Genomic DNA, 13757 nt, shown 5'->3' on the forward strand with positions numbered 1-13757 from the left:
GCCGCCGTCGTTTACTCATTGTGCTGAAGCGCCTTTCAGTCCTGCGCCACGCCGAGCGCGGCGTAGTCGTAACCGTCGTAGCCGCTGCTGACGTACACGTTGGTCAGCGTCTCCGGCCGGTAGAGCAGCACCTTCGCCCAGACCCCGGGGTACACCCAGGCGCCTTCCATGGTCTTGGCGTCGATGTCGGCCCAGGCCTGCTGACGCTTGGTCTCGTCGGTCTCGTTCACCGCGGCGTCGATCATCTTGTCGATCTCCGGGTCCCGGACGCTCAGGTTCGAGGCGCCACCGGTCTCCCGGATCACCCGGCTGTCGACCAGCTGGGCCAGGAAGCCGTAGCCGTCCGGCCAGTCCGCGGCCCAGCCGTTGGCCATCAGGCCGAGGCCCTCCTTCTTCGCGAACGACGGCTTGCCGGCGTACAGCGAGAAGTAGTCGTCCTGCGGGTACGGCTTCAGGGTGACCTTGATCCCGACCTTGGCCAGCGACTGCTGCATCGACTCGGCGGCGGCCTTCTCGGCCGGACGCTCGGCCCGGAAGCTGTAGCTGGTCTCGAAGCCGTTCGGCTGGCCACAGGCGGCGAGCGCCTCCTTGGCCTTGGCCTCGTCACCGGTCGGCGCGCTGACCGGGTACGGGTCGATCTTGGTGGTGCCCGGGATGGTCTGCGGCAGCAGCGCGGTGGCCACGTCGCCACCGCCGATCTCGCCGCCGAACGCGGTCTGGTAACCGGTGCGGTCGGCCGCGTAGATCACCGCCTGGCGGCACTCGAGCTTGTCGAACGGCGCGACCTCGCTGTTGATCGAGGTGAACCAGGTGCGGTTGATCGGCGCCGAGTCGGCCAGCTTCTTCTGCTCCGGGTCGGCCAGCACCTGGGCGCGGGCCGCGGAGCCGACACCGAGCTGGGTCACCGCGACGTCGAGGTCACCGGACATCAGGCGCTGGTCCAGGTCCTCCTTCTGGACGTTGAGCGCGACCTCGATCTGGTCCGGCAGGGCCGGGCGGACCTGGTCGGTGGCCGGGTCCCACTGGTCGTTGCGGACCAGGGTGTAGCTCTTGCCGTCCTGGACGTCGGAGAACTTGTACGGGCCGGAGGAGACGACCTCGTTCTTGTACTTCGAGCCGGTGTCCGAGTCCTTCGGGACCGGCGCGGTGGCGGGCAGGCCGGCGAAGTAGTCGAAGCCGCTGAACGGCTGGTTCAGGTGGAAGACGATCGTCTTGTCGTCGGGCGTCTCGATCGAGTCCAGGGTGTCCCCCTTGTAGACCGAGAAGCCGTCCTTCACCCCGTCGAGGAAGTCGTTGAAGTACGTCGGCCCGTGCGGGAACGTCTCCTTGTCGAGCGAGCGCTCCACCGCGTACTTGATGTCGGCCGAGGTGATCGCGGTGCCGTCCTCGAACTTCACCCCGTCCTTCAGGGTGTACGTCCAGGTCTTGGCGTCGTCGGAGGACTCGCCCAGGCTGGTGGCCAGGTCGGGCACGACCGTGCCGCCCTCGGCCCCCGGCGCGTTCTTGAACGTGACGAGCTTGCGGGCGTAGTACGCGTTGGCGAAGTTCCACGAGTACCCGTAGTACGTGTCGCCCGGGTCGAGTGAGTCCCACTCGCCCTCGTTGGCGTACCGCAGGGTGCCGCCCTTGGCGTCGGAGGGGTTGACGATCCCCTCGGTCGCGGCACTGAAGGCGGGCTCGGACCCGCCGTTTCCGTCGCTCTCGTCGGAGGAGGAGTCTCCCCCGCCACAAGCCGCCAGGCCGACCGCGAGTGCGGCAGCCGCGGCGACGGCGCCGACCGTGCGCCTTCTTCTCATCTGTGGACCACCTTCACTAGTGGAGTTGACGCGGGATCTCACCGGGCGCGCGGGTCGAGGGCATCCCTCAGCCCGTCGCCGAAGATGTTGAAGGCCAGCACCGTCACGAAGATCGCGATGCCGGGCACGAGCATGAACACCGGGTCGACCCGGTAGTAGGTGGTGGCGTCCGAGAGCATCCCGCCCCAGGTCGCGGTCGGCGGGCGGACCCCGACGCCGAGGTACGACAGGGCGGCCTCGAACAGGATGTTCGTCGGGATCAGCAACGTCGCGTAGACCAGGATCGGCGCGGCCAGGTTCGGGAGCAGCTCGCGGAACATGATGTACGGCGTGCGGGCGCCGAGACTGCGCGCCGCGTCGACGAATTCACGTTCGCGCAGGGAGAGCGTCTGGCCCCGCACGATCCGGCCGATGTAGGGCCAGTTGAAGAAGCCGATGATGAAGATCAGCAGGGCGATCCGCAGCGCGTCGCCGCTCAGGCCGAACGCACTGTCCGGCACCACCCCGGCCAGCGCCAGGGCGAAGACCAGCAGCGGGAACGCCAGGAAGAGGTCCATGGTGCGGCTGATCAGGGTGTCGATCCAGCGGCCGTAGTAGCCCGCGACCACACCGAGGACGGTGCCGATCAGGACCGACAGCACGGTGGCGAGAAAGGCGATGAGCAGCGAGATCCGGGCCCCGTAGACCACCCGGCTGAACAGGTCGCGGCCGTTCAGCGGCTCGACCCCGAGCAGGAACTCGCGGCTGATCCCGCCGTAGGGCCCGATCGGGGTGGACAGGTTCGGGTCGATCTGGTCGGGGTGGAACTCGTTCGGCGGGTGGCCGAGGAGGCGCACCACCAGCGGCGCGAAGATCGCCACCAGGATCAGGAACACCACGATCGCGCCCCCGGCCAGGGCCCAGCGGTCGCGCCGCAGCCGGAGCCAGGCGATCTGGGTGAGCGATCGCCCCTGGACGGCCACCCCGGCGCCGGACAGGACCGCCTCCGGCTGGGCTTCGGTGGCACCCCCGGGGACATCGAGCGGAGCGGACATGCGGGTACGGCTCACTTTCTGGCGGAAGCACTGAACGGTGCGGCAGACCGGGCGGAACGAGCTGGTGAACGGGGCGGTGCAGCTGAGCAGGAGGTGCGGGCGAACGGGCGCTGCGGCGGAGCTGGGTACCGGCGGAACTGGGTCCCGGGAGGGCAGAGCCGCCGGTCCCGGGATGAAGCATCCGCCCGGTGTGGCGCAAAACTTCCGGCTACCGGCGGATTTCGGTGCACGTTAGCCATTTGAGGGACTTATGGCCAGTAAGGTTGCCCTTACTTAAGCCCATATGCCCCGGCTGTGGGCCCGCTGTCACACGATTGTGATGATCCGGAAAAACCACCGACATCGGGCGGGTTCGGGCCGGACCGGGTGACAACGGGCATCGGCGGCCCGGAACCGGCGCTGCGCGGCACCGGGCTCAGACCGGCTCGGCCAGGTCCGTGACGATCCGTTCGATCTCGGCCAGCGCGTAGCCCGCGATCTGCTGCTGGGCCGCCTCGCTGACCGGATCGGTCTCCTCCAGATCGCCGATCACGATGATGTTCTCGTCGTTCAGGGTGGTGGCCGGGCCGGTGTAGTTGAAGCTGCCGATCACCACCAGTCGCGCGTCGATCACCATCAGCTTGTGGTGCAGCTTGCGCACCCCGGTGCCCGGCCGGTTCTGGAACAGCTGCACCCCGGCCGCCTGCAGCGGCTGGGTGGCGGCCCAGCGCTGCACCCCCTGCCCGCGGTCGAGCACCCCGCGCACCCGCTCCAGGGCCGGGGTCAGCCGGATCATCGTGTCGTCGATGCCGGAGGAGCGGGCGAAGGTGAACATCGCGAAGTCGATGCTGGTGGCGGCCTTGAGCATCTGCTTCATGATCTCCATCTCGGGCCCCTGGCGGGGCGCGAAAACCGGCTTGACCCGCACCTTTCCGAGCCGGAACTCGACCGGCCGGGGTTCCACCCGCTCGCGCAGCGCGCCGAACGTGCCGGCCCGCATCCGCTCGAACTCGGCCAGATACGTCCGGGCCGCGGTCCGGCCGTAGACGATCGCCACGTGGTTGAGGTTGTTGCCGGTGACGCCGGGCGAGTCCTCCTGCCCGGGCCGGTTGGTGCCGGTGTCGGTACGGGTGAAGTTGGCCGAGCCGGTGAGCACCGCGGCGCTGGGCTCGCCCGGGTCCCGGACGATGAACTTCTGGTGGAAGATCGCCGGGTTCAGGTCGGTGACCACGTCCACCCCGGCCCGTAGCAGTGCGGCGTGGATGACCCGGTTGACCTCGTTGTCGCCGGCCAGGGCCCACGGATCGGCCGCGGGCCGGGCCTCGATCAGGTAGTCGCCCTCCAGGATCACCCGGACCTGCAGCTTGGCCGCCCGGGCGGCCAGGATCGCCTCGGCCACCGGCCGCGAGTCCAGTTCCTGCACGGCGATCGACAGGCTGCGTTTGGCCCCGCCGACGAAGTCACGGATCACCGCGTCCAGGTCGTCCGGGCCCCCGAGGGCCGATGGCCCCATGAACAGTTCGATACCGCCGACCTTGATCCCCATGCCCGATCTCAGCCTCCCCCGGCCTCCGAGCAGCCTTCTGTCCGAGATATCAGAGCCATCAGACACCCGATCGATACGGCCCCGGGCGCGCACCGGCCGGTAGCAACGCCGAACGGCGCAGCGATTGCTCAAGAAGCCCACAAGAACCGGCCCGGCACGCTGGATCGCCCTTAAGGGCAGCCAAGGGATGACGACCAGGTGAACCGGCGCGACACAGCTGCACCCTGCGGAAAACTAAATGGAAACCATCTCTCCGCTTCGCTACTGTGTTCCGGAAATCCTTCTCCACTTTTCCCCGGGGACCTTCATGTCATCGAACCAACCAGAACCACGCACGCCCGAACCCGGCAGTCCGGAGGCCAAGGCCGCCGCAGCCACCGCCCCGCAGGACCTGGACCGGGGCCTGCTGCTGATCGCCGCCTGCGTCGTGCTCGGCGCGATCATGTCGATCCTCGATGTCACGGTCGTGAACGTGGCGTTGCCCCAGCTGGTCACCGACTTCGACTCGGACCTGGCGACGATCCAGTGGGTGGCCACCGGCTACACCCTGGCGCTGGCCACGGTGATCCCGCTGACCGGCTGGGGCGCCGAGCGGTTCGGCACCAAGCGGCTCTACATGACCTCGATCTTCCTGTTCGTGGTCGGCTCGGTGCTGTCCGGCTTCGCCTGGAACGACACCTCGCTGATCTTCTTCCGGGTCCTTCAGGGTCTGGGCGGCGGCATGGTGATGCCGGCCGGTATGACCATCCTGACCAAGGCGGCCGGCCCGCAGCGGCTGGGCCGGGTGATGGCCGTGATGGGTGTGCCGATGCTGCTCGGCCCGGTCCTCGGCCCGATCCTCGGCGGCTGGCTGGTCGAGCACTTCAGCTGGCGCTGGATCTTCTTCATCAACGCCCCGATCGGCGCGCTGGCGCTGATCATGTGCGCCCGGATCCTGCCGAAGGACGTGCCCGTCCCGGGCCACCGGCTGGACTGGCTCGGCCTGGCCCTGCTCTCCCCCGGTCTGGCCCTGGTCATCTACGGCCTGGCCGAGTCCGCCAAGGAGGGCGGCTTCGGGCACGCCATCGTGCTGGTCCCGGCCGTGGTCGGTGCCCTGCTGCTGGCCACCTTCGTCCGGCACGCGCTGCGACTGGGCGACGACGCGCTGATCGACCTGCGGCTGTTCACCAACAAGGTGTTCGCCGCCTCCTCGGTGACCATGCTGCTGATGATCATCTCAGTGTTCGGCGGGATGCTGCTGCTGCCGCAGTACCTCCAGGAGGTGCGCGGTGAGGGCGCCTTCGACACCGGTCTGCTGCTGGCCCCGCAGGGTCTGGGCGCGATGATCGCGATGCCGATCGCCGGAATCCTGGTCGACCGCACCGGCGTCGGCCGGGTCGCCCCGGTGGGTCTGCTGTGCGTGGCCCTCTCGTTCGCCGGCCTCACCCAGATCAGCTCCACCACCTCGTACTGGGAGCTGTCCGGCTACCTGTTCCTGCAGGGGATCGGGATGGGCTTCTCGATGATGCCGCTGATGACCGGCGCGATGCAGACCCTGCGCCGCAACGCGGTGGCCAAGGCCAGCAGCACGCTGAACATCATCCAGCAGACCGGTTCCTCGATCGGAACCGCGGTGATGGTGGTGATCCTGACCGCGGCGATGAACGAGCGGATCCCCGGAGCCGGCTCGATGAGCCCGGAGAGTGCCTCCGCCTCGGGTGCGCCCACCGCCGACCCGAACGTGCTCCAGCAGATGTTCGCGCTGATGGCCGAGGCCTTCGGGCACACCTTCTGGTGGGCAGCCGGCATGGTCGCGGTGGCCTTCGTGGTCGCCGTGGTGCTGCTGCCCAAGCGCAAGCCGCAGCTGTCCGAGGAGGAGTCCGCCGAGATGCAGGCCCACATGATGATGGGCTGAGCCGGCCGGGGCATGATGGTCCCGTACGGAATTCGTCACGATCGCCCCGGGAGGCCCGGCAATGACGCTGGAGCAGGTACGCCCGCTGCGGGCCGATGCCGAGCGCAATCGGCGGCGGATCCTGGCGGCGGCGGCCGAGGTGTTCGCCGAACGTGGCCTCGACGTCGGCCTGGACGAGATCGCTCGTCGGGCCGGCGTCGGGACCGGCACCGTGTACCGCCGCTTCCCGGACAAGAGCTCGCTGATCGAGGCGCTGTTCGTGAGCCGGGTCGAGGCCCTGGTCGAGATGAGCGAGCAGGCCGAGAGCAGCCCGGACGCCTGGGGCGGCCTGGTCACCCTGATCACCCGCTCGGTCGAGATGCAGCTGGCCGACCGGGGGCTGAAAGAGCTGCTGTACGGCGACGTCTCGGTGGCCGAGTCGGTCCAGGTGCACGTGGTCGGCAAGATGCGGCGGCTGCAGCCGGCGGTCGAGCGGCTGCTGGAGCGGGCCAAGGCCGAGGGCAGCGTGCGCCCCGACCTCTCGATCAACGACCTGTCGATCACCATGTTCATGCTGCACGGGGTGGGCAAGTTCTCGGCCCCCGACCAGTGGCGCCGGCAGCTGGCTCTGGTGCTGGCCGGGCTGCGGCCGGGGCACGAGGACCTGCCGCTGCCCGGTGAGCCGCTGACCACCCAGGAGATGCTGAACGTCTGCGCCCCGGGCGCCGCCAACGTCAGCTGGGCAGCCGAAAGCTCCCGATCAGGCTGTTGAGTTCGCGCCGCAGCGCCACGATCTCGGCGGCGCTGCCGGTGCCCTGCTGCATCGACTGAGCGGTGTCGGCGGCGTCCTGGGCGGCGGTGGAGATCGAGCCGGCGATCTGGGTCGAGCCGTTCGCCGCCTCGTTCACCCCGGAGTTGATCGCCTGGGTGGTGGCGCTCTGCTCCTCCACCGCCGAGGCGATGGTGGCCTGGTACTCGTTGATCCGGTTGATCACGGTGGCCACCGAGCCGATCGACTCCCCGGCCTGGACCGCGTCGGCCTGAATCGTCTCCACCCGCGAGGAGATGTCCTCGGTGGCCCGGGCGGTCTCCTGGGCCAGCTGCTTGACCTCGTCGGCGACCACCGCGAAGCCCTTGCCCGCGTCGCCGGCCCGGGCCGCCTCGATGGTGGCGTTCAGCGCCAGCAGGTTGGTCTGCTCGGCGATCGAGGTGATCAGCTTGATCACGTCGCCGATCTCCCGGGACGACTCGCCGAGCTTGTTCATCGTGCCGGTGGTCGACTCCACCGCGTTCACCGCCGCGGTCGCCTCGCGGGCGGCTTCCCCGGCACTGCGGGCGATCTCGCCGATCGAGGCACCCATCTGCTCCGAGCCGGCGGCCACCGCCTGGATGTTGGCCGAGACCTGGTTGGCGGTGGCCGAGACCGAGCCCATCTGCTCGGAGGTGCGCCCGGACGTGGCGCCGACCTCGGCCAGGATCCCGCTCAGGGTGCCGGCCGAGTCGCCCAGCCGGTTGCTGGACTCGGACAGCTGCCGGAACATCTGCACCAGCTTCAGCCGCATCTGCTCCAAAGCCTGCGCCATGTGCGCCAGTTCGTCGCGGCCGCGGACCGGCACCGGGCGGGTCAGGTCGCCGGCCGAGACCTCGTCCACCGCGCTCTGCAGTTCGAGCACGGTGGAGCCGATCCGCCGGCCGTAGACCAGCAGGCTGCCGCCGATCAGCAGCATGGTGAACAGGCAGAGCGCCGCCGTGACCAGGCTGGAGACGTTACCGGCGCGGTCCGTGTCGGTGCGCAGCTGCGCCACGCGGTCCTCGACGCTCTTCAGCGCGCTGCCGACCGCATCGGTGATGATCCTGGACTTCTCGGTGAAGGAGGCGTTGGCACTGTCCTGCTGGGCCTGGGTCGAAGAGACCGGCAGATTGACCAGGAAGTCGCCGAGATCCGCGTAGGCCGTGCCGATCCCGGCAATCTGCTGCTTCAGCGCAGCGGGGATCTCGAGGCTCTGGACGCCGTCGGCCTCCCGCTGCAGTGCGGCCAGATCCGCATCGAGCTGCTCGCGGTACTGCTCGGCGGCCAGCGGCGCGTAGGTGATGATTGTGTTGTCGAGCACGATGCTGGTTCCGAGATTCTTCATCTCCAGCACCGACAGCTCGGCCCGGACGGTCTGCTCGTACTGCTCCCGGGCTGCTGCCTGGTTCCGGAACGCGACGGTGACCACCACCGCGATCGCCAGCAAGGCCACCACGGTGGCCGCCACCAGCACCCGGAAGACCACCCGGATCGGCCAAGTCGAAACCGCCGAAACGGCCGGGACACCAGACATCGAAGCAGCAACTCCCAGCACGGACCGAGGCGGAGGACAGTTCAACATCGGCGCCCGGGACCGCCACTGAAGAGCTACCGCTGGGCCACGATTTCCACCAGGTCGGGACGCTTGGGCAGCAACGCATCGCCGCTGGAGACCCCCCGCAGGCGCCGGCCAACCCACGGCAGCAGAAAAGTGCGGGCCCACCGCAGGTCACCGGCCAGTTCGCTGACCCGGCCGTGGGAGATCTTGGCCGGAAGCGCCTCCTGCCACCAGCCCGGGTTCCCGGCCAGCAGCGAGGGATCGTCCAGACCGAGTGCCTCCAGCGCGGCGGCGGCCACTCGGGCATGGCCTTCGGGAGTCAGGTGCAGGCGGTCCTCGTGCCAGAGCCGGCGGTCGAGCAGCGACGGGTAGGCCCCGGTGTCGGCCAGCGCGCAGCCGTGCTGATCGGCCACCCGCCGGATACAGGTGCTGAACGCGCTGAACCGGCTCACCAGCCGACCGGTGCTGCGCGCAGGCCGGTTGACGTCGCGCGGCGGACCACCGGTGGAGAAGAGCAGGACCTGGCTGCCGTTCTCCCGCAGCCGGACCACGGTCTCCTCGAAAGTGGCCAGCAGACGCGACACTTCGACGCCGGGGCGCAGGATGTCGTTGGCACCGGCGTGGAACGAGACCAGTGCGGGTTTGAGACTCAGCGCGAGGGGAACCTGTTCGGCCACCACCTGATCGAGCAGCCGGCCGCGGATGGCCAGGTTGGCGTAGCGGACCCGGCCGTTGGCGGTGGCGAGCCCTTCGGCCAGGCGGTCGGCCCAGCCGCGGTGCCGGCCGTCCGGTCCCAGGTCGTCGTGCAGACCCTCGGTGAAGGAGTCGCCCAGGGCGACGTAGCTGTCCAGGGTGGAAGGGGCGGCATCCATGGCCATCAGGAGCTCCAGCAAAGGACGAACGGGCGGGGTTGGTCGGTCAAGTCAGGTCACAGTGCTGCGGGCGTGCGCTTCTAGACGCTCGGTGCGTTCCTCCGGGGTCTGCCGCGGACAGCTCAGGCATTTACCCATGGGGACGCGGTAGAGCAGACAGCACGAGACCCGGTGCACGTAGGTGCTGGGTGCGGCGAACGGCTTGCCTTGCACCCGGACGAATCGGGGTGCGGGGCGCAGATACTCCGAGCCCGCGGCGATCTCCTCGGCCAGCGCGTCCGGAGGACCGAAGCGCACGGAGGCCAGCAGGCGGGTGGCCAGGGAGTCTGCGGTGATGGCCCACAACGACTGGGGCGTGGCCCCGCCGACCCGCGCAAGGACGTCCACCATCGGGTTTACCGCGAGATCGAGATGCGCCCCGAAGGCCAGGCCACCGGGCGCCAGCGAGGGGCCGGGGACGACGCGTTCGAGACCTGCGCGCCGCGGGGCGAGCCGGACGTCCGCTGCCCGGACCGAAGTAGCGCTGCCGAGCAGGGCGAGCTCATGGACCGCCGGGCCGAGCAGCACGGCACTGGCCGAGTACCACCAGAGCGTGGCGTTGAGCCGGGGCTCGGCGCAGCCGTAGAAGGTGCCGGTGTCCCGCACCTGGCCGGACAGCCAGTCCTCGTCGAGCAGCAGGCTGCCGGGCAGCAGGGCGATGGGTTCAGGCAGCCCACCCACAGACATGCCTGAACTCCCCCATCGAAGAACTGATGTCCCCTCCCGGGTGACGAAGGTCTCAGCCTGCAGGCCAACGACCGTAGCGGTGCAGGAACCCAAACTTCCGGGCCCTGCACCGCGTACGTCACCCGTGGAGGTGAACAGTCAGAGGTGGTGCTGGTGGTGCTGGAACTACTGGTCCTGCGGGTGGATCAGCGCGAGTAGTACTCGACGACGAGCTGCTCGTTGCAGGTCACCGGAACCTCTTCGCGAGCCGGCTGGCGAACCAGACGGGCGTGCAGCTGCGGGAGCAGCACCTCGAGGTACGGCGGCGTGGTGGCGAGCTGGTGCGCACCGGCGGCGGCCACCTGGAACGGCGTCTTGTTCCGGCTGCGCGGCGCGACGGCGATGATGTCTTCCGGCTTGACCTGGTACGACGGCTTGTCGACGAGGATGCCGTTGACGGTGATGTGACGGTGCGTCACGGCCTGGCGGGCCTGGTAGATGGTCCGGGCGAAGCCGGAGCGCAGGACCAGGGCGTCGAGCCGGGTCTCCAGCGAGGTGACCAGCGCCTCACCGGTCTTGGCCGAGCCGCGGTGAGCCTTCTCGAAGGCCCGGGCCAGCTGGGTCTCGCTGATGTTGTACTGGAAGCGCAGACGCTGCTTCTCCAGCAGACGGACCTTGTAGTCCGAGGTGGACTTGCGGGCCCGGCCGTGGTCGCCCGGCGGGTAGGGACGCTGCTCGAAGTACTTCACGCACTTCGGGGTGAGCGGGATGCCGAGGGCGCGAGACAACTTCGCCTTGGGACGGGGGTTATTCACTGACTGATCTCCACGGTAGATTAGGTAAGGCTTACCTATGTTGCTGGAGGCGCAAGTGGACACCCGCACGCACACCCCCACCCACCCGTCACGGGCGGAAAGAGCTCGAACTGTTCTCGCCGCGGCCGCCTCGGTATCGGTCCGGTGGGACGGCGGTCGCGTAGACCTTCTCGGGTGTCATCACGACGACCCGTTGGGCGACGTGATCCTAACGCTTGAAACGAGCAGCACGTTAGCTCGGGCAGCGTTAGCAGCCCGAGGGACTTCCGAAGAAGATGTTCCAGTCACCGTAGAGCTTACCGAACTCTGCGCGGTCAGTGTGCGCGACCGGGTCCGGTCAAGGGTCTGCCTGGGTGGCTGGATGTCCCTGGCCCACCCGATCAGGCCAGGCCGGAGCGCCTCGACCGGCTCGGTCGGGCTGCGGATCGACGTGGCCGAGGTGATGCACGAGGAGGACGGCCGCAACGACTGGGTCACGGTGGAGGACTACCGGCGCAGCGAGCCGGACCCGCTGCACCTGGGCGCTGCCGAGCAGCTGCAGCATCTGGTGGCGCACCACCCGGACGCGATCGTCACGCTCTCCCGGCTGTGCGACCAGGAGACCATGCTCGGCGTGGTCCGGGTGCTGCCGGTCGCCCTGGACCGTTACGGGATCGTGCTGCGGGTGGAGACGTTGCGCGAGCACCGCGACGTGCGCCTGGCGTTTCGCAGGCGGGTCGACTCCGGCACCGAAGCGGCCGCTGAACTGCGGCATCTGCTGGCCGAGGGCAGCCGGCGGCGGCCCTGCGCCCCGCACTGACGGCGTTGCCCGCTGCTCCCGCAACGAAGGAACTGACTGTCTGCGTGCGAGCCTGCGGCGCTGCGTGACCGTTCGGGCCCGGCCGGGCGACCGGCCGGAAGATTCACAGCCTGCACGTGATTCGGCAAGGGCGGGCGTCTGCGATGCTGGGCGCCCGCCGCTGTCGTGCTGTCCGCACCTTTTGCGAAGGATTCCCCTCCATGACCGAGCGCTCCGCCCTGACCCCGGCCGACGCTGCTGCTCCTTCCCTCCCCTTCTCGGTAGGCGTGCGCGTGGGTAACACCGTGCAGGTCTCCGGCCAGGCCCCGACCGATCCGCAGACCGGCGAGTTCGTCTCGGTCGGCGACGTGAAGGCCCAGACCGTGCGGGTCCTGCAGAACGTGGAGTCGGTGCTCGGCGCCGGCGGTGCCTCGTTCGACGACGTGATCATGCTGCGCGTGTACCTGACCACCCGCGACCACTTCAGCGCGATGAACGAGGCGTACGCGGAGTACCTGACCAGCCGTTGCGCCTCCGGGGTGCTGCCCTCGCGGACCACCGTGATGGTGGGCCTGCCGCACCCGGACATGCTGGTCGAGATCGACGCCCTGGCCGTGGTCAGCTGAATTTGATGAACTGAGCGGCATGGCTGAGCTGCTCACCTCGCTGACCGGGTCGCAGGATCTAGCGCACGCGCTGCGGTTCGGTGAGGTGAGCCTCGGCCGGGCCGAGCTGCTGGCCGCGGCCACTGCGGTGGCCGACCAGGTGCACGGCGCCCCGGCGGTGGCGGTCGAGGCCACCGCCGACGCCCGGACCGTCACCGCGATCGTCGGCTGCCTGCTGGCCGGGGTGCCGGTGGTGCCGGTGCCGCCGGACAGCGGGGCGGCCGAGCGCTCCCACATCCTCAAGGACTCCGGTGCCGAACGCGTTCTGCGGGCCGATGAGATCGATCTCACGGCCCAGGGCCGGGGAAGTTACGCCGAGCCCGATCCCGCCGGCACCGCGCTGATCCTTTACACCAGCGGCACCACCGGCGCGCCCAAGGGAGTTCCGGTCACCCGCTCCGCGATCGCTGCCGGGCTGGACGCCCTGGCCGACGCCTGGGCCTGGACGCCGGACGACACGCTGGTGCACGGCCTGCCGATCTTCCACGTGCACGGTCTGGTGCTGGGCATGCTCGGGCCGCTGCGCCACGGCTCTCCCCTGGTGCACACCGTCCGCCCCAAGCCCGCTGCCTACGCCGCCGCCGGGGGATCGCTCTACTTCGGGGTTCCTACCGTCTGGTCCCGGATCGCCGCCGACCCGCAGTCGGCCGAGGCGCTGAAGAAGGCGCGGCTACTGGTCTCCGGCAGCGCTCCCCTGCCGGCGCCGGTGTTCGAGCGCCTCGCCCAGCTCACCGGGCACCAGCCGGTGGAGCGCTACGGCATGACCGAGACCCTGATCACGGTGAGCAGCCGGGCCGACGGCGAGCGCCGCCCCGGGCAGGTGGGCGTGCCGGTGCTCGGTACCGGTACCCGCCTGGCCGACGACGACGGCACGGTCCTGCCGAACGACGGCGAGGCGGTCGGCGAGCTGCAGGTGCACGGCCCCACGGTCTTCTCCGGCTACCTGCACCGTCCGGAGGCGAACCAGCAGGCGTTCACCGCCGACGGCTGGTTCCGCACCGGCGACGTGGCCACCATCCACCCGGACGGCTGGCACCGGATCGTCGGGCGGGCGTCCACCGACCTGATCAAGAGCGGTGGTTACCGGATCGGGGCCGGGGAGATCGAGGACGTCCTGCTCGGCCTGGACGGGGTGCGTGAGGTGGCCGTGATCGGAGTGCCGGACGAGGACCTCGGGGAACGGGTGCGGGCCTTCGTGGTGGGTGAAAACCTCACCCAGGAGCAGGTTGTCGAGCACGTTGCGCAGCAGCTGTCGGTGCACAAGCGCCCGCGCGAGGTGGTGTTCGTGGCCGAGCTGCCGCGCAATGCGATGGGCAAAGTGGTGAAGCAACGGCTGCGGTAGGGTC

Annotated in this window: 12 protein-coding genes; 5 read left to right on the forward strand and 7 right to left on the reverse strand. The window is 69.6% G+C overall.

Annotation, left to right across the window (positions count from 1 at the left end; genetic code table 11):
• Window positions 1-35: 35 nt before the first annotated feature.
• The 3 genes from LR394_RS15155 to LR394_RS15165 all read right to left on the reverse strand — a co-directional run bounded on the left by LR394_RS15155 (window position 36) and on the right by LR394_RS15165 (window position 4355).
• A complete protein-coding gene (locus LR394_RS15155; protein WP_231442254.1) occupies window positions 36-1796 on the reverse strand; it encodes an ABC transporter substrate-binding protein in 1761 nt (586 codons plus the stop codon).
• A 38-nt stretch (window positions 1797-1834) separates the two neighbouring features.
• Entirely contained in the window at window positions 1835-2830 is a 996-nt protein-coding gene (locus LR394_RS15160) for an ABC transporter permease (protein WP_231442256.1), read from the reverse strand.
• 415 nt (window positions 2831-3245) lie between these two features.
• On the reverse strand, window positions 3246-4355 hold the full coding sequence (locus LR394_RS15165) for a phospholipase D-like domain-containing protein (RefSeq protein WP_231442258.1): 1110 nt from the start codon (window positions 4353-4355) through the stop codon (window positions 3246-3248).
• Window positions 4356-4662: 307 nt separating this feature from the next.
• On the opposite strand from LR394_RS15165, the gene LR394_RS15170 reads away from it, so the two are divergent.
• Window positions 4663-6249, forward strand: a complete 1587-nt coding sequence (locus LR394_RS15170; protein WP_231442260.1) for a DHA2 family efflux MFS transporter permease subunit — start codon at window positions 4663-4665, stop codon at window positions 6247-6249.
• Between the two features lie 61 nt (window positions 6250-6310).
• The gene (locus tag LR394_RS15175; protein WP_231442262.1) at window positions 6311-7000 is read left to right on the forward strand and encodes a TetR/AcrR family transcriptional regulator; all 690 of its coding nucleotides are present in this window, start codon (window positions 6311-6313) and stop codon (window positions 6998-7000) included.
• Here LR394_RS15175 and LR394_RS15180 read toward each other — a convergent pair.
• The 4 genes from LR394_RS15180 to rpsD form a co-directional block, all read right to left on the reverse strand.
• Window positions 6963-8552: a methyl-accepting chemotaxis protein gene (locus tag LR394_RS15180; RefSeq protein ID WP_231442263.1), complete on the reverse strand. Its 1590-nt coding sequence runs from the start codon at window positions 8550-8552 to the stop codon at window positions 6963-6965. The genes LR394_RS15175 and LR394_RS15180 overlap by 38 nt on opposite strands.
• A gap of 74 nt (window positions 8553-8626) precedes the next feature.
• The gene (locus tag LR394_RS15185; protein ID WP_231442265.1) at window positions 8627-9454 is read right to left on the reverse strand and encodes an SGNH/GDSL hydrolase family protein; all 828 of its coding nucleotides are present in this window, start codon (window positions 9452-9454) and stop codon (window positions 8627-8629) included.
• Between the two features lie 45 nt (window positions 9455-9499).
• The gene (locus LR394_RS15190; protein ID WP_231442267.1) at window positions 9500-10174 is read right to left on the reverse strand and encodes a (2Fe-2S)-binding protein; all 675 of its coding nucleotides are present in this window, start codon (window positions 10172-10174) and stop codon (window positions 9500-9502) included.
• A 185-nt stretch (window positions 10175-10359) separates the two neighbouring features.
• On the reverse strand, window positions 10360-10968 hold the full coding sequence (gene rpsD / locus LR394_RS15195) for a 30S ribosomal protein S4 (RefSeq protein ID WP_231442269.1): 609 nt from the start codon (window positions 10966-10968) through the stop codon (window positions 10360-10362).
• Between the two features lie 361 nt (window positions 10969-11329).
• Between rpsD and LR394_RS15200 the strand changes: the two genes are divergently transcribed.
• The 3 genes from LR394_RS15200 to LR394_RS15210 all read left to right on the forward strand — a co-directional run bounded on the left by LR394_RS15200 (window position 11330) and on the right by LR394_RS15210 (window position 13753).
• Complete coding sequence (locus LR394_RS15200) at window positions 11330-11767, forward strand: DUF2470 domain-containing protein (RefSeq protein WP_231442271.1); 438 nt, start codon at window positions 11330-11332, stop codon at window positions 11765-11767.
• A 200-nt stretch (window positions 11768-11967) separates the two neighbouring features.
• Complete coding sequence (locus tag LR394_RS15205) at window positions 11968-12372, forward strand: RidA family protein (RefSeq protein ID WP_231442274.1); 405 nt, start codon at window positions 11968-11970, stop codon at window positions 12370-12372.
• Between the two features lie 19 nt (window positions 12373-12391).
• The gene (locus tag LR394_RS15210) at window positions 12392-13753 is read left to right on the forward strand and encodes an acyl-CoA synthetase (RefSeq protein ID WP_231442277.1); all 1362 of its coding nucleotides are present in this window, start codon (window positions 12392-12394) and stop codon (window positions 13751-13753) included.
• The last annotated feature ends 4 nt before the right edge of the window (window positions 13754-13757 follow it).

Origin of the sequence: Kineosporia babensis, from assembly GCF_021129305.1 — a bacterium.
In the GTDB taxonomy this organism is placed as follows: domain Bacteria; phylum Actinomycetota; class Actinomycetes; order Actinomycetales; family Kineosporiaceae; genus Kineosporia; species Kineosporia babensis.